Genomic DNA, 16,393 nt, shown 5'->3' on the forward strand with positions numbered 1-16,393 from the left:
GGGAACGAACCTGTATTGCACAGAGACTCGACGGCATCGATTACTGGGGAGACACACCGGGTGAGTCTGGGGTCTAAGGGCCTTGAACTGGGTCATCCCCTTGAGATGAATGGGGCTTTCAATGTCCTTGGCTGGGACACGGCCCCCGTGTTGAAAGGTGATGGCAACGGTATTTACCTTCTTTCCGAGGGTGGTCGTCTGGGGTTCTGGAACGACGCTTCCGACCATTCCAGTGTGTACCGTAGCGACGAAAATTATGGCGGCTCCCGGTTTTTTCTCTCCAAGACCGAAGGGTCCAAAGAGCGTGAGGAACGGCGCTACCTGGTTTCCCGGGTTCAATCTGTGGATCACGGGAACCTGAAAGGTGTGGGCGTGCTTCAGCACAAAGATTCTCTGGGGCATCTGTTCCAGGGGTTGAAACGCTACAAAAATGGTCGTGTTGTGGTTGTAGGCTGGAACGGCTACGAGCTGGCACCGGTTGCAAGCTCGGCAGCCTTTAAGGGGTTTCTGGTCGATTTTGATATCGTGGATATCGACGGAGACGGCGAGCTGGAGGTCTTCGGCGGTGTTCTCAACAAGAAGGCCGGTCTTTCAGGGAAAGGTCGCTCCTACTTTGTTTTGTCTTCCCTGAAGTAATTAAAAGGGGACATATCTGCCCGTAGAGGCTGATTTGACATGAAAAAGACGGCACCGCTCCTTATCATCAAGGGGCGGTGCCTTTTTTTTGATCTTTTTTCATGTCGGTCTTTGGCTCTACAGGTGGTGTGGCGGTTTTGAAAATGCACCATATGGGGTGGATCAATTACTGGTTAAAAATAAAGCAAAATTCAGGATGTGATAAAACGTCTATCATCATCTGTGTTGATGAAAGTCCTAAATTCAACTTGACAAAGCGGGCCTTGTTTCCTATTCATCTACTTTAATAATAGAGATAACGCACATGAAGTAAATGTGAAGAACATTTATTCGAATTATATCCAAGTCATTTTTTTTAATGAAAGGAGACGTGCTCATGTCCAACTTAGTTGCTCCCCATGGTGGGAAAGGCCTGACCATTTGCCTTCTCGAAGGTGCTGAAAAGGAAGCTGAACTCAAAAAAGCTGAAGGGCTCAAGAAAATCACCATCAGCCCCCGCGCCGAAGGCGACCTCATCATGATGGGCATCGGCGGTTTCAGCCCCCTCACCGGTTTCATGACCAAAGCCGACTGGAAAGGTGTTTGTGACGATTTCCTCATGGCTGACGGGACCTTCTGGCCCATCCCAGTGACCCTCGACGCCTCCAAAGAAGACGCTGACGCCATCACCGACGGCGAAGAGATTGCCCTTGTGACCGCCGAAGGCGAGATCATGGCCACCATGAAGGTCACCGAAAAATACGAGATGACCGAAGCCGACAAGCGCTACGAGTGCGAGAAGGTCTTCATGGGCGAAGGCACCCCCACTGCTGAAGAGTTCTGGAAAATCGCCGAAGATGATCACCCCGGCGTTCAGATGGTTATGAAGCAGAAGGCTTTCAACCTGGCCGGTCCCGTGAAGGTTCTCTCCGAAGGCGACTACCCCGAGAAGTACAAGGGTGTTTATCTGACCCCCGCACAGTCCCGTGCTATCTTCGAAGAGCGCGGCTGGAAAACCGTTGCTGCCCTGCAGCTTCGTAACCCCATGCACCGCTCCCACGAGTACCTGGCCAAGCTTGCTGCCGAGGTATGCGACGGCGTTCATCCACTCCCTCTGTGGGTACTCTTAGCCCGGCGACATCCCCGCGGAAGTACGAGGAAATCCATCTCCGACACCCTCGTTGACAAGTACTTCGTCAAAGAGAACGTTCTCCAGGGCGGGTATCCCCTTGACATGCGTTACGCTGGCCCCCGTGAAGGCCTCCTCCACGCCACTTTCCGTCAGAACTACGGTGTCTCCAAGATGATCATCGGTCGTGACCACGCTGGTGTTGGCGACTTCTACGGCATGTTCGAAGCCCAGGATCTCTTCGACAAGATCCCCATGCCCGAAGATGCAGGCAAACGCCTCCTCTGCGAGCCCCTGAAGATCGACTGGACCTTCTACTGCAAGAAGTGCGACGGCATGGCTTCCCTGCGTACCTGCCCCCACAGCAAAGAAGACCGCGTTATCCTTTCCGGCACCATGCTGCGTAAAGGCCTCTCCGAAGGCACCGAGATTCCCGATCACTTCGGTCGTGAAGAAGTTCTCGTCATCCTCCGCGAGTACTATGCCGGTCTCACTGAAAAAGTTGAGATCAAAACCCACGCTGCCGCTCTCGGTAAATAGCATGGGTGTTCACTCCTGACGGGGTGAGATCGTTTGTTTGCTTGTCAAAGGGCGGTGCAGAGATGCACCGCCCTTTTTATTTTGTAACGCCTCAGCTTATGTCCCTGGTAGGGCTGCCGGAGTCATTCCGATTAAAACCAAGCAAATTCCGCATGACCTCCATCGGGTTTGCAGAAGAATGAAATGGGCCTCTCCTTAAAAAACGGTGGCCCACAATCCCCCTCCACGCGATGCACCGAAAACGTTTGCATGATGTCAACCTCCGTGCATTCGCCACAGGGTTTCGACTCCATCTTGCCGCCGCAGGCCTGTTTATCCATCCCCTTGAACCATAGAAAGCATCGTCTGAATCGCTATTCGTCGTAACATAGACTGATACCAGGCGGTCCGTAAAGGGGAGTGGTGCACCCGTAACGATGGGTGTGAACCTTCTATAATGCCACAAAGTGAGCGCATACAGGGCTTAGAAAGTCTGTGGGCGATGGGTGCCGGAGGGCTGCTCAAGGCATCAAAAAGGCTCAAAATGGAATGAATCTTTATTCAGGCATAGGAAGGGTGGGGCGATGATGAAACTCTCATTATAAGCGTTTCGTGTTTCCCTATGGATAGTGGGTAGGCATTGGAGACCGAAATTGTCGGGAAGATGCGGCGGCTCTGGAAGGAATTTGGTCTGCCATGGCTTTTGGGGGGCTACCCTGCCCTGTTCAGCATGGCAAATAAAAAAAGGAGAGCCGCGCTTTGCGCGGCTCTCCTTTTTATTCAGATGCAGCTTCAGCCACTACTGGCGGTTCGCATACTCTGCGTAGGTCATGCCCACAATGCGGTAAACAAAGTGTGCCAGCTTGGAGAAGGGCACATACGCAAAGAGGTGGAAGACCGCGATCAGGTGGATGTAGTACAGCAGGTAGGTCCCGAAGGTGCTGCCTGCCAGGCGGGCCATCTCCGTGAGGAGACCGGTGGCGCCCAGGAGAACGACCAGGCCGAGGAGGTACCAGTCTTTGTAGTTGCTGGTCTCGCTCTTGCCGAGACGGTCCTTGATCATCAGGGCTGCGCCCAGGACGATGAGGATGCCACCCAGGTTACCGAACCACTTGAGGGGGTTGACCTGAGAGTAGGGACCGGCTGTTCCGGCTAAGTAGAGAAGGGAGCCGGCGATGGCCGTGGCGATGAAGCAGCCAACGAATCCGTAGAGGACCATCATGTGGGCGGTGCCGCGAGCCTTGTTCTCTCCGCACTCGTTGAACTGGGTGTGCTTGAGGATCTTGGGAATCACGGCGGGGATGGTTTTCAGGAATGCTTTGATGTCCAGGTCCTGCTTGTCGGTTTTGCCTTCGGCCAGGGCGTTTTCGTGCATGTCGTTGAGCATGCGCTTAAGGCCCAGGTAGAGATGGACCAGTCCGCAATGGCCAGGGGCACGAGGTAATGTCCACCAGCCAGGAGGAGATGAAACGGGCCTGGGCGATGGGGGCATCGGTGTGATGCACCCAGTGGGCGCCGAAAAAGCCGAAGATCTTCTCCATAGTGCCGCCCATGGTCATGGTAATGATGGCCATGAGGGCGAACCAGACAGCCGGAATGGCCGTAAGGATCCAGAACTTGCTCTTGTCGGTGACCATTTTGGCCAGTTTTTTGGGCTGGGCGTACTCGGTAATGGCATAGGAGCGAATGGCCGAGAGCACGTCGCCGGGTTGAGCCCCGCGGGGGCACAGGGTAGAGCAGTCGCCACAGGCATGGCAGAGCCAGATGTCGGCGCTTCCCACCAGGCGATCCTTGAGGCCCCAGGAGGCCGCAATCATCTCTTTTCGGGGAAAGGGTGAGTTTTCGGGGGCGATGGGACATGCCACGGCGCAGGTTGCACACTGAAAACACTTCTTCAGGGAGTCGCCACCGAGTCCCACCACTTCATCAATGAACTCCAGGTTTGGATTCACAAGGGTTTTATCGGACATGAGAATTCCTCCTCATCGTTTTCTGCGTTAGAAACTCGCTTGAAGGGGCCTCCCCCGAAAGCATCAGGGGAGGCTCCGATCATTGCATCATAAGAGCCGGGTCTTAGAAGCCCTTGAAGGGGTTCGGACCCAGGGCCACCACCTGCTCGACAAAGCCGTTGACGATTTCAGGCAGCTTGTCTGCCTCGTCGATGGCGATCTCGAACTGGGCCACGCGCTCTTCCTCGAGGGCGAGGGAGGCCAGGGCGTCGCCGATCTTCTTCATACGGACATCGGCCAGCTCAGAGCCTTTGACGAAGTGGCACTGGTAGTCGTCCCCGTGCTTGCAGCCGAGGAGGAAGACACCGTCCATACCCTGGGAGAGGGCGTCCTTGATCCAGACCACGTTGACGGAACCCAGGCAACGAACCGGGATGAAGCGAATCTGGGCGTCGACGCCGAGCTTCTTCATGGCGGCCATGTCCAGGGCGGGCAGAGCGTCGTTCTCGCAGATCAGGCCCAGGATACGCATGGGGGGCTCGTAGTAGTCGTCCTCGGAGGGAACCCAGACGGATTTGACCTGGGAGCCCACGGAGTCGATGCTGTAATCGGCAAAGCCGATGATACGCTCGGGGCAGGCACCCATGCAGGTACCGCAGCGACGGCAACGCGTGGGGTTGGGTTTCGGGGTCCCGCGCTCGTCGTCGTCAAGGGCGCCGAAGGGGCACTCTTCGGTGCAGCGCTTGCACTGGGTACAGCGCTGGAAGAAGAAGTCCGGGAAGGTCATGTCCCCGCTTCGGGGGTGCACGGCCACGCCGCGGTTGACGGACTCAAGGCACTGGATGGCCTTGAGGGCCGCACCGGAGGCGTCTTCGATGGACTCTTCCATGGTCTGGGCCCGACGGATGGCGCCGGCGGCGTAGATGCCGGTACGCTGGGTCTCGTAGGGGAAGCAGATGAAGTTGGAGTCTGCGTACCCGTCGAAGATGTCGTTGTCGCGGAAGCCGGGACCCTGGCGGTAGGCCAGGTTAATGACGGCGTCGTCCACGGTGACGGGGACCATGCCGGCGGCAACGACCACGAGGTCGGCCTTCACCTTGAGGCTGTCGCCCAAAAGGGTGCCGTTGGCTTCAACGGTAAAGGCTTTGCCTTCTTTGGTAACGGAGGCGATGTCGCCCTTGGTCATGAAGACCCCGTTGTCCTGCTGCATGCTCTTGTAGAACTCCTCGGTGAGACCGGGGGTGCGCATGTGCTGGTAGAAGATGTATGCCTTGCCGTCTTCGTAGTCTTCGCGGACGTACTTGGCCTGCTTCAGGGCCACGAGGCTGGTAACGGAACCGGCGTACTCGAAGTCGCGGTCGCTGCCGGCACCAGGGCTCTGGATGAAGACCACGTTTTTGGCCTCTTTGCCGTCGGAGGGGCGAGTCAGCTTGCCTGCGGCTGCCATCTCTTCAAACTGGGCGTTGGTGATCACGTCCGGATCGTCGATGGAGAGGTGAGGGTAAGCCTCGGCGGTGAGCTCGGCGGGGCGCCAGCCGGCGGCCAGGATCACGGCGCCGAATTTTTCACCTTCGGGGTCGAGGTGGAGGATGTCCTCACGGCCTTCGTTGTACTCTTTGTACTTTTCAGCCAGGGATTCGGCGTCCAGCTCGTTGCCGGCTTCGTCCACCTTCATCTCATCGGGAAGGGGGAAGGGCACGTCAAAGGGGATCTTCTCGCCGGGCTTTTTAAGGGTCACGGTGAAGTCACCGGGCTGGCCGGCGATACGGGCCACCACCGTGCTGGTCTTGACGGTGATGTTGGAGAAGCCGTCAAGCTTGGCGAGGGTGTCGCCGATGACCGGAGGCAAGAGCTCCGTGTAGGGCTCGCACTGGGGCATCTGCTTGCGCATCTTGGCTGCCCAGCCGCCCAGCTTGGCTTCTTTTTCCACGATGGTGACGTCGGCGCCGGTTTTGGCTGCGTCGATGGCCGCGTTGATACCGGTGATGCCGCCGCCAATAACCAGGATTTTGTTGCTCTGGTTCTCAAGCTTGAAGGGCTCGGGCTGCTCGATTTTTTCGAGACGTGCCAGGCTCATGCGCATGTAGTCGTTGGCGGCCAGCTGGATGTTGTCCACAAAGTAATCGTCGTCTTCGGGGCCTTTGGCCGGGTACTTCTCGCGGCTCATGCTCCAGACCACCTGCTCGCGGATGCTGGCGCGGTCTACCAGGCAGTCGTCCCACTTGAAGATGTCGTAGTTGACCCGGCGAGAGCAGGCGTTGATGGACAGTGCGTTGACGCCGTCTTTGACGTCGGCGTTGAGCATCTCAAGGCCCTCTTTGCCGCAGAGGCATTCGTGACGCTTGACGGTGTAGCCCTCGTCCTCAGCCACACCCGCCAGCTCGTCAATATTGAGGACATCGCCGATTCCACAACCTGTGCAGATATATACACCATATTTTTTTGCCATGGTTATTTACCTCCCTACTACGGTTTGAATCGCTTTCAGGGCCATACCTGTAGCATTCTGGTTGGAAGAGACAACGTCAGCGGGCTTGTTGGCACAGCCGCACCCGAACATGCCGCCCTTGTCATAATCGTTGATGATGAAGCCGTTGTCGTTGAAGGTGAGATCCGCCTGGGGCTTGTCTGTTGCAAGGCTGGGCTCCATGCCCGTGGCCAGGACAACCATGTCGGCCGTCTGGCGCACTTTTTTGCCGGTGACGGCGTTTTCAGCCACCACGGTGACGCAGCCGTTGTCGGCCTCAGCCACTTCGGCCACCTTGCCCTTGACGAAGAAGACCTTCTCGTCTTCCTTGAGCTTGTTGTAGAATTTTTCGTAGCGCTGGCCCGGTGCGCGGAGGTCGATGTAGTAGATGGTGACCTCGCAGTCGGGGTACTGCTCGCGCAGGTACGTGGCGTGCTTGAGGGAGGCCATGCAGCAGATGTAGGAGCAGTAGGGCAGGTGGTTCTCATCCCTGGAGCCTGCGCACTGCACGAAAACCACGGATTTCGGGGCTGCATCGTCCGAGGGACGAACGATCTTGCCTTCGGTGGGGCCGGTGGAGGAGGCCATGCGCTCCAGCATCATGTTGGTGATGATGTTCTGGTGGCGACCGAAGCCCAGGTTGTCGATGCGGGTGGCGTCGTAGGGCTTCCATCCGGTGGCCCAGACCACGGAGGCCACCTTCACGGTGGTGGTGGTCTCGGTCATGGAAAAATCAATGGCTCCGTACTTGCAGGCCTCTTCGCACTTCTTCTTGTCGTCGGCGCTGATGTACTCGCTGATGACGTACTTGGCGGGGAAGGCCATGGGGTGGGGCAGGTAGGCTGCCTTGGTGCGATCCATCCCGAAGTTGAGCTCGTTTTCGATTTCACCTTCACACGCTTCGGCGCAGGCGCCGCAGCCGGTGCAGTTGTCGTTGACGTAGCGGGGGCGGGTTTTCAGGGTCACCTCGTAGTTGCCGGGGGTCCCTTCGACCTTCACCACTTCGGTCATGGTCTGCACGTGAATGGCAGGGTTGTCCTTGATCCGGCGGAAGTTGATTTCAAGCCCGCAGGTGGGAGGACAGAGTTTGGGGAAGTACTGGTTCAACTGGAGAACACGCCCGCCGAGGTAGGCGTTTTTTTCAACCAGGATGACCTCGTGGCCGGTTTCAGCGGCTTCGAGGGTGGTGGTCAGTCCGCTGATCCCACCGCCAACGACCAAAATGCTTGCACTAGCAGGGGCTGCTTTGTCGATTGTCATGCTATCCCTCCATGCATAAATGTTTATAAACTGTCGAAACCATCGTATTCGCAACTCTTTTTTGTGGACTCCGGGGACAAGATGGTGCTGTTCACCTTCTCCTTGGTCACCTTGGTGTGCGTGTCCACATTCCGTCGGGCTCCGGCGTATGAGCTGAAGCCCGCAAAAATCTGGACACAACATTTCGGCGAAGGAAAAAGTGTTTACAACAAAAAAATAAATTCAGTCCCATGAAAGAGCGCGGGGCATTAAAAAAAGCCTCCAGACATCGCAAGGGACATCTGGAGGCTTATTTAAGCTACTTCATCACAGCTTCCCTTAGAATTACTTCATGGGGATGATTCTGTGGTAAGGCTCTTTCTTCATGGTCCACTCGTCGGACTTCCTGTCGTAGGCAGAGTTAACGAAGCAGAACCACTCTTCATCATCCTGGCCGGGGAAGTCTGCCTGGTAGTAGAAACCGGGGTAACGGGTCTCTTTACGGAACTGGATGTGCCGTACGTGAGCTTCTACGGTGTAGAGACGGTGGAAGATTTCCCAGCAGCGCATCAGCTCGTGCAGGTCGCCGGCTGCGAGTTTTTCGCAGTCTTCGTGCATCATCTTGAGCAGGTCGTCGATGAGGATTTCGAGGGCCTTGGAGCTGGTCTGGTAGTAAGTGGCCGTACCACCGCCGTACTCGTTGGTGGCCTTCATGAGACGAAGGGCCATGCCGTCGGGCTTGCAGTAGTTGGGGTTCACGTTCTGAGCAGTGGTGAACTCGCTGTTGTCGAGGTAAGTACGGACGGGCTTCCATACGAGGTCGACGAGCTCTTCTTTGGTCTCGGCCAGTTCAGGCTTGAAGGGGTTGTCAGTGATGTACTGAACCATGCCCTTGGCAGCCACACGACCTTCGTAGTGAGAACCGGAAGAGAACTTGTGACCGGAGCAGCCAACGCCGTCGCCAGCGGTGAAGAGGCCGGGAACGGTGGTCATACGGTTGTAGACCTTGTCGCCGACGCCCCACTTGTAAGACTCGGGTACCCAGTCCTCATCGGGACCGGAGCACCAGAGACCGCAGCAGCCGGAGTGTGAACCGAGGAGGTACGGTTCGGTCGGCATGATCTCGGAGTCTTTCTTCTCGGGCTCGGTGTTGGTGGCGCACCAGAGGTTGGCCTGGCCGCAGGTCATGTCAAGGAAGTCTTCCCAAGCTTCGGACTCGAGGTGCTTGAGCTCTTTCTTGTCCATGGTCTCGCCGAGTTTCTGCAGGGCGTTGGTGGTCTTCATGATGATGGGACCACGACCGGCCTTCATCTCGAAGAGCATCAGGTGGTTACGCAGACAGGTCGGAGTGATGGCTGCGGTGCCGTAAGGAGCGTAGTTTGCCAGCTCTTCTTTGGAGCGGTCGGTGGCGGCGTAGTTTTCGCCGATACCGTTTTCAAGGTGAGCCTTGAAGAGGAGGAACCAAGCACCCACGGGGCCGTAACCGTCTTTGAAACGGGCGGGGGTGAAACGGTTTTCCATCATGGAGAGCTCAGCACCTGCACGGAGACACATGGTGTAGGTAGAACCTGCGTTCTCCATGCGGATCATCACGAGACCTTTACCTTCACCAACGGAACGGGGCTGGTAGATGTTAACCGCGCCACCGCAGGCACACATCATGGTCTGGCACTTGATGATGTAGACTTTGTTTTCACGGGTGGAGAAACCAACGGCGCCGGCGATCTTCTTGGGATCGTTTTTGTCGTTGAGAAGCTCGACGATGAAAACACGCTCAAGGATGTTCTCTTCACCGAGGGCCTTTTTGGCTGCTTCGGCAACGATACGCTTGTAGGATTCACCGTTGATCATGATCTGCCACTTACCGGTACGAACAGGAGTGGCGCCATCTTTAAGGAGGCCCATCTTGAGGCCCTTTTTGCCGTCCATGCTCTTGCCGTCGGCAGACTTCTTCCACATGGGGAGGCCCCACTCTTCGAAGAGGTGAACGGAGTCGTCCACGTGGCGGCCTACGTCAAAGGAAAGGTCTTCACGGATGATACCCATGAGGTCGTTACGGACCATGCGGGTGTAATCGTCGGGGGTGTTCTCGCCGATGTAGGTGTTGATGGCGGAGAGGCCCTGAGCAACCGCACCGGAACGCTCCATGGCGGCCTTGTCAACGAGAAGGATCTTGGTGTCGTCGCTGGCCCACTTCTTGACCTCAAAGGCCGTACCGCAGGCAGCCATGCCGCCGCCAACAATCAGAATATCCACTTCCATTTCGACGACTTCAGGGTCGCGAACAGCTTTCAGTTCTCCCAAAGGCTTGTTAGGTAATGCCATTGTCATTTCCTCCTAAAAAGAAATTTTTTGAATCGTAATCAGAAACACCTTCGTGGTGACCAAAAAGACCTATGCAAGCTCAAGGGGCTGTGCAAGGGTCTTGCCGTCCGCTTCCTCAGTGGAGAGGAGGGCAGAGCTGAGGTCTTTGCCTTTGAGGCCTTCGTAGGCATTGGCGGAACCTTCGGCGGTGGTTCGGATGGGGAACTTGAAGCGTTTGACGACACCGTTACGGAACTTACAGGTCCACATGATGTCCTCGGTGCCCATCATGGGCATGATGCTGGAGCCCATGGGCACGAAGTCGGAGTAGCCGCGTACTTCAATGGCCTGTGAGGGGCAGATTTTAACGCAGGAAAAGCACTCCCAGCACTGATCGGGCTCCTGGTTGTAGGCCTTCATGGCAGTGGGGTCCAGAACCATCAAGTCGTTGGGGCAGATGTACATACATGCTGTCTTCTCCCCGCCTTTGCAACCGTCACATTTTTCAGCGATTACATAGCTTGGCATTTGCTATACCTCCCTGATAGGGCATTGATCACCTGTTCAATGCCTCGTTAACTTTTGGCGAAACTCCCAAAATGGAGGTATCGCCACTGACACTGTTGCCTGAGGTGTTACACCTCTTGGCTACGATAATAAAAAAATTATGTATCCGCAGAGTTCGTCCTCTCCGCCGATATATAATGTTCTTCTCAAATTGCTTTATTCTAATAGGTGATAGTGTTTTGGGTTACTTCCCATGATAATAATTAAGCTGCAAAGTATCACCGGGTCTGACCCTTGTCAACCATTTTTAGAGGCTGAAATTCCCAGAAAAAAGAGCTATCTACTGTGTTTTTCGTGGTATTTCCACATCTTCTATAATGAGTGGTAGTTCATACCAGATATAGGTATCTGTCGGATTTTAAATGGAAAGCGTTGCACGGGGATGAGGGGGGCGGAGCGTGAGGTAACATCTCTAAGATGCGGGGGTTTATGGTGCTTTTCAAGGAATAAATTTTGGGTTGTTAAAAGGAATTTATCATAAGTCGGCGTGAACGATGTTCTAGTAAATCAATAATTTTGAAGGTTTCCATCAGTGAATTGACGTTCAGTGCCGGGCCACCCCTCAGGCGGTCTTGACATTGGTACCGGGCTGGGGGACCATGGTGCCTCCGGAGCGATGCCGCACCGGGGCCGGGAGGGGGGGCTTTCCGGCACAAGGCTCAAGAAATACAGTCGGGATGCGGTGCCGCCATACCCAATGGGGCGGGGCCGGTCCCGGCACAATATGTTTTGGGGGGCATGGCCCCGGACGGAGGTGTTATGAGCGGTGAACCACAGTTTATTGGAATCGACGAATCCTTTACCTTTGCATGCGGCGCCCAGAAAGGGTGTTTCAACCAGTGCTGCTGCGATCTCAACCAGTTTCTCTACCCGTACGACATCCTCCGGCTGAGCCGGGCCCTCAAGATGTCCACCCGCGAGTTCCTCGATACCTATACCTTTATATACACAGGGGATAGCACCGGCCTCCCCGTGGTCTCTTTTAAAACATCCACCAGGGAACACAACGCCTGTCCCTTTGTGACCGACAAAGGCTGCGCCGTGTATGACGACCGCCCGGCCTCCTGTCGCTTCTTTCCCCTGGCCCGAGCCCTGGCCCGCTCCCGGGAAGACGGTTCGATCACCGAATACTTTGCCGTCATCGAAGACCCCATCTGCGAGGGCTTCATCGGCGATGTAGACACGAGGCGCTGGATGGAAAGCCAGGGCCTTGTGGCCTACAACGAGCACAACGACCGAATGATGGAGCTTATCAGCCTCAAGCAGCAGCACATGCCCGGCCGACTGGAAGGAGATGACCGCAAGGCCTTCGAACTCGCCTGTTATGATCTCGACGGGTTCCGAGGCCAGGTGGCCGACGGGACCATCTCCCTGGATGCAGAACGCAAACAGGCCGTCCTCGACGACGACGAAGCCCTCCTCGGTGAGGCCATGGGCTGGATCCGGGAGCGCCTCTTCGGCACCCGACGGGCGTCGTGATGTAAAGTGCGGACAGGCCAACGTGGGTGATAAAAAGCCTGCCTCCCGGCGGCCAGGTGGGGGCACCTGGAAACCCTATGGCGAACGCATGGAAGTGTGTTGCGTGCGTCCAGGCGTTTTCGAGGCATTCGCGTGGAGTGTGACATATGGCAACCGCTTGTTTCCAGGAGATGCCTATTTTATTTTTCTGCAAAGCAGATGAAGGGCATTTAGGGACGCTTGTTTGAAAAAAACTCCGCAAAAATGCTTCTAAAGGGATCGCGCCTGAACTGTTACGGTGGAGCCGTGGCATGATGGTTTAAGATCTGTTTGTCAGCCTTTTTAAGGGGGGTGGCCTCCGGAAGGGCCGCCGGAAGCAGTGCGGTTAGATCCAAAATGGACACGTAGCAACAACGTATCCTGTTACGTCGAAGCTTGTGAGCCAGCCCGCATAAACCATCGGCGTTTATGTCGGGCGAAGCCCGAGTCGAAGGCCCTTGCGCTTTGGCCCGAGGAACGAGGACGAACGACACTATGTGTTTTCGAGGTGGCTCGCCTCTCGCCGCCGGAGGCACGCTTTGGGCTGACTGAAAGGGGATTTGAAAGATGACTGACGAACGTGTGGCGTTGGTGTTGGGGGCGGTGAAGGGCATCGGCCGGGAGATCGGGCTCTCTTTGGCCCGCCGCGGGATTCGGACGGTGTTGACCTGGCACGACTGGGAGGAGAGCCTTCCGGCCATGGAGGCTGCCTTTGCCGAGGTGGGGTGCGACCATGAGATCGTTCGCGTGGACTTAACCGACACCGAGGCGGTGCCGGGGCTTATCAAGCGCGTAATTGATCGCTTCGGGCGACTGGATATCCTCATCAACAACATCGAGCGGGGCGGCATGCCCGTGGTCCACGGCACCTACACAAAGAACCAGTGGGAGCTGGAGGTGGCAACCACCCTCACGGCCAAGCGCTGGGTGTTTGAATCGGCTTTGCCTTACCTGAAACAAGCTCCTGACGGATGCGTTGTGAACCTTACGTCCATTGCGGGGGTGGTGGGGCGAAGCGGTCCTGCCAGCTACCTGTTTAACGAGGGGTATTCCGCCCTGAACCGTGGTATCTCCCTGCTCACCGAAACCTGGGCTCGGCTTGGCGCACCCAATGTCCGGGTTAATGAGCTGATGCTGGGGGTTATGGACACCCGTCACGGCAATTAAGTAACGGCAGGCTTGGGGCATGCACCCGGACAAGGTCAAAAAGGGCCTGGTGGACCATACCCTCCTGGGCCGCACCGGCACGCCGGACGATGTGGTAAGGCGGCTAATTGCGTTTGACGCCCCTTTTTATGACGGGTTCGTCATTCGCCTCGACGGCGGGTATGTCCTGGGTGGAGATCGGGTGTGGGAGATGCCGGAAGGTGTGGAAAAGCTGTAATGCAAGCCTCCGGCGGCAAGGTGTGCCACCTTGAAAGCAGATAGCGGATGTGATTTGCCCCTCGTTCCTCGGGTCAAATCACATCCGCATTTATAACGGTATTCATGTGACTGTTGTTTGTGGCCTATTTATTAAACTTTTTAAAGGTTTAGCCCCCGGCAGGGCCGCCGGAGGCACCTGCTTTTATTTCATGTGGATCATTTTTGACGGCATGCCCAGGAGAAAAACCCGGATCCATTCGAAGCCGAATTTCATGACGGCCACGTCATCCCTTCTCAGTTTCATCTTGAGATCGTTTTTGATTTTGCAGCGTTTCAGAAGCGAGCTTCCAAAGATAAATTCCCTGAAATCATCCACGTTGTAGGCGGCCATGAAGGCCATTTTGGCGCGCTGGCCCTTGGGGCCTTCTGCGCCCCAGGGGTTGCCCGAGAGCAGGGTTTCCACCTCTCCCCAGAGTTCGTTCATGGCGTTGTGTTTTTCGGCGTTCTGGTCTTTTTGCCACGCCTCCGGAGTCAGCTCCTGCTCTTCGTCGATGCCACGACAAAAAGAGGGGGGGCGAAGGAAGAGGACACGCTCTCTTGTGCCCTCTGCGTTGTAGTAGACTCCGTGTTCGCAGGGGAAGGTGCGGCAGGTGTCCGGGCGGAATTCATAGGCTGTGCAGCCGGCCTCGGAGAGAAAGACGCAGGTGGCTTCGTCGTTGTCGTTCATGCGGAGCAGGAGCTCGGGGAGGGCCTTTCCTTCTCTGAGTACGGCATCGGTGTATTGGTCGATGAATTCTCCGGCCGTGATGTTCAGGCCCTGCTTGAGGCGCAGCACATCGTAGGGACTCAGGAAAAGATTGAGGTTGCGGCAGCAGCGGTTGAAGCATTCAAGGCCTGCGTGGCAGCGGAACCGGAAGGTTTCGCCCTCTTTGATGCGGCCTTCAAGGCCGTCCAGGGTGGGGGTATCAAGGTGTTTCATGGGCTTATGGTCTCCGGCGGGTCGCCTTTTTTTTAATTAAAGCAGGATCATCTCGGCGATGGTGAGTCTCAGTCGGTCGGCAAAGCCGGTCTCTTCCCTCAGTTCTTTTTCAAGGATGGCCATCTCCCGGTAAAGGGGGGTGCGGTTCAGGGGCAGGCTTTGGGTGTCGGCCTGTTCGTACCGGGCGCATCCGGGGCCGTCGATGACGGTGCCGTCGGGCCGTTCAAGGATGTGGGCGACGCCGTGGAGCCGGCATACCATGGGGCGATGTTCGTAGAGGATGCACTGTCCCTCTTCCATGAGGGGGCAGGGGACCTTTTCATCCCGTTCGCCGTTGGCTCGCTGGTGGAGCAGGGGTGCGGCTTCCTGGGCCCGGAAAGTGACGGTGGCAAGGGTCTCTTCCGGCAGGGTGGCAAGGCCCTCTTTCAGGTAGAAGAGTTCCATGAGGGTGTGGTGATAAAACAGGGAGAGGCAGCAGTTGTCCTCGCAGCCTGCGCAGGTGAACCCGCTTGTCGATGCGGCCGCAGCATAGCTGCGATCCATTTTATCGAAAAGGTGCTTGATCCGGTGGGCCCATTCGGGGTTGTCAATTTTGATCAGGGGGCGCTTTGTTTGATGGTGTCTTTGCCTTGTGTCTCGTGTATGGGGCCTCGGCTGGCTGTGCGGGCCCATTGTGGTTTATACCAGCGACGACGGAAAAAAGTGGCGCTCGTAAAGTTCCAGGGCGTATCGGTCGGTAATGCTGGCGATGAAGTCGCAGACGGAGCGTTCTTTGGAGCGGATCGTGTTGTGGTTCGGCATTTCCAGGGCGGCCAGCTCGTGTGAGAAGATGGTCTCGTTGGTGTCCTGGAGAAAAAAGGTGTAGAGCTCCCTCAGGATCTTTTTGGATTTGACGAACTCGTTGTGGACCTGCGGAGACCGGTAGACGTTGTGGTAGAGGAAATTGCGCAGCTCGTCCATGGCCCGGTGCACCTCGTCGGTGATCTGGAGCTTCAGCTCTCCGTTTTCCGGGTGGGAGGCGTAGATGAGGTCCCGGACCATGGTGGTGGCCCGCTCCGGGTGGTTGCTGCCGAGGACCCGGACACATCGTTCGGGGATCTGCTCTTTGCAGATGACCCCGCTTCGGATGGCGTCGTCCAGGTCGTGGTTCAGGTAGGCCATGATATCGGCCACGCGGACCACCTGGCCTTCTGCGGTGCAGGCCTTTTCCCGTTTGGACTCCGGGATGATGGTGCCGTATCCCTTGGAGTGCTTAAGGATGCCGTCGCGCACTTCCAGGGTAAGGTTGAGCCCCGCCCCGTTTTTTTCCAGGATGTCGATGACCCGAAGGCTCTGGATGGGATGGGAGAAGTTGCCTGAGTAGATCTCCTTCAGGACCGTCTCTCCGCTGTGGCCGAAGGGAGTGTGGCCGAGGTCGTGGCCCAGGGCGATGGCCTCGGTGAGGTCTTCGTTGAGACGCATGGCGCGGGCCACGGCCCGTGCAATCTGGGCCACTTCAAGGGTGTGGGTGAGGCGCGTGCGGTAGTGTTCCCCCAGCGGGGAGAGAAAGACCTGGGTTTTGTGTTTCAGGCGTCTGAAGGCGTTGCAGTAGACGATGCGCTCCCGGTCGCGTTGAAAGTCGCTCCGGATGGGGCAGGCCTCTTCCGCGCCGCTCTGATCCGCCGAGCTGGGCAGCCCGTAGGGGGAGAGAAAGCTCTCCTCCCTTTTTTCGAACTCTTCACGTGATGTCATGATGGCCTTGTCCCTCTTTTCAGAACCATCTC

Annotated in this window: 14 protein-coding genes; 5 read left to right on the forward strand and 9 right to left on the reverse strand. The window is 56.8% G+C overall.

The window, feature by feature from the left end; translation table 11 throughout:
• Positions 1–60: 60 nt before the first annotated feature.
• Both ACOYW1_RS28525 and ACOYW1_RS28530 read left to right on the forward strand, forming a co-directional pair.
• Positions 61–636 (forward strand): hypothetical protein, encoded by a 576-nt coding sequence (locus ACOYW1_RS28525; RefSeq protein ID WP_482420639.1) that lies wholly within the window; start codon positions 61–63, stop codon positions 634–636.
• A 376-nt stretch (positions 637–1,012) separates the two neighbouring features.
• Complete coding sequence (locus ACOYW1_RS28530; protein ID WP_482420640.1) at positions 1,013–2,284, forward strand: sulfate adenylyltransferase; 1,272 nt, start codon at positions 1,013–1,015, stop codon at positions 2,282–2,284.
• Positions 2,285–3,062: 778 nt separating this feature from the next.
• Here ACOYW1_RS28530 and ACOYW1_RS28535 read toward each other — a convergent pair.
• The 6 genes from ACOYW1_RS28535 to aprB all read right to left on the reverse strand — a co-directional run bounded on the left by ACOYW1_RS28535 (position 3,063) and on the right by aprB (position 10,750).
• On the reverse strand, positions 3,063–3,650 hold the full coding sequence (locus ACOYW1_RS28535; RefSeq protein WP_482420641.1) for a hypothetical protein: 588 nt from the start codon (positions 3,648–3,650) through the stop codon (positions 3,063–3,065).
• A gap of 4 nt (positions 3,651–3,654) precedes the next feature.
• The gene (locus ACOYW1_RS28540; RefSeq protein WP_482420642.1) at positions 3,655–4,233 is read right to left on the reverse strand and encodes a 4Fe-4S dicluster domain-containing protein; all 579 of its coding nucleotides are present in this window, start codon (positions 4,231–4,233) and stop codon (positions 3,655–3,657) included.
• Between the two features lie 103 nt (positions 4,234–4,336).
• The gene (locus ACOYW1_RS28545) at positions 4,337–6,661 is read right to left on the reverse strand and encodes an FAD-dependent oxidoreductase (protein ID WP_482420643.1); all 2,325 of its coding nucleotides are present in this window, start codon (positions 6,659–6,661) and stop codon (positions 4,337–4,339) included.
• 6 nt (positions 6,662–6,667) lie between these two features.
• Positions 6,668–7,939 carry a CoB--CoM heterodisulfide reductase iron-sulfur subunit A family protein gene (locus ACOYW1_RS28550; protein ID WP_482418735.1) on the reverse strand — a complete coding sequence of 424 codons (1,272 nt, stop codon included), beginning with the start codon at positions 7,937–7,939 and terminating at the stop codon, positions 6,668–6,670.
• 324 nt (positions 7,940–8,263) lie between these two features.
• Positions 8,264–10,243, reverse strand: coding sequence for an adenylyl-sulfate reductase subunit alpha (gene aprA, locus ACOYW1_RS28555; RefSeq protein WP_482420644.1), 1,980 nt, complete (start codon positions 10,241–10,243; stop codon positions 8,264–8,266).
• Between the two features lie 69 nt (positions 10,244–10,312).
• Positions 10,313–10,750 carry an adenylyl-sulfate reductase subunit beta gene (aprB, locus tag ACOYW1_RS28560; protein ID WP_180138576.1) on the reverse strand — a complete coding sequence of 146 codons (438 nt, stop codon included), beginning with the start codon at positions 10,748–10,750 and terminating at the stop codon, positions 10,313–10,315.
• Between the two features lie 798 nt (positions 10,751–11,548).
• On the opposite strand from aprB, the gene ACOYW1_RS28565 reads away from it, so the two are divergent.
• From ACOYW1_RS28565 to ACOYW1_RS28575, 3 genes are all read left to right on the forward strand, one after another.
• Positions 11,549–12,268, forward strand: a complete 720-nt coding sequence (locus ACOYW1_RS28565; protein ID WP_482420645.1) for a YkgJ family cysteine cluster protein — start codon at positions 11,549–11,551, stop codon at positions 12,266–12,268.
• Between the two features lie 585 nt (positions 12,269–12,853).
• Positions 12,854–13,453: an SDR family NAD(P)-dependent oxidoreductase gene (locus ACOYW1_RS28570; RefSeq protein WP_482420646.1), complete on the forward strand. Its 600-nt coding sequence runs from the start codon at positions 12,854–12,856 to the stop codon at positions 13,451–13,453.
• 19 nt (positions 13,454–13,472) lie between these two features.
• Positions 13,473–13,670, forward strand: coding sequence for a hypothetical protein (locus tag ACOYW1_RS28575; RefSeq protein WP_482420647.1), 198 nt, complete (start codon positions 13,473–13,475; stop codon positions 13,668–13,670).
• A 183-nt stretch (positions 13,671–13,853) separates the two neighbouring features.
• Here the strand turns inward: ACOYW1_RS28575 and ACOYW1_RS28580 are convergent, their stop codons facing one another.
• From ACOYW1_RS28580 to ACOYW1_RS28590, 3 genes are all read right to left on the reverse strand, one after another.
• On the reverse strand, positions 13,854–14,630 hold the full coding sequence (locus tag ACOYW1_RS28580) for a YkgJ family cysteine cluster protein (RefSeq protein ID WP_482420648.1): 777 nt from the start codon (positions 14,628–14,630) through the stop codon (positions 13,854–13,856).
• Between the two features lie 36 nt (positions 14,631–14,666).
• The gene (locus ACOYW1_RS28585) at positions 14,667–15,173 is read right to left on the reverse strand and encodes a YkgJ family cysteine cluster protein (RefSeq protein ID WP_482420649.1); all 507 of its coding nucleotides are present in this window, start codon (positions 15,171–15,173) and stop codon (positions 14,667–14,669) included.
• A 135-nt stretch (positions 15,174–15,308) separates the two neighbouring features.
• Entirely contained in the window at positions 15,309–16,361 is a 1,053-nt protein-coding gene (locus ACOYW1_RS28590; RefSeq protein WP_482420650.1) for a deoxyguanosinetriphosphate triphosphohydrolase, read from the reverse strand.
• Positions 16,362–16,393: the final 32 nt, after the last annotated feature.

The organism is Desulfoluna sp. CYM3A, assembly GCF_056829965.1.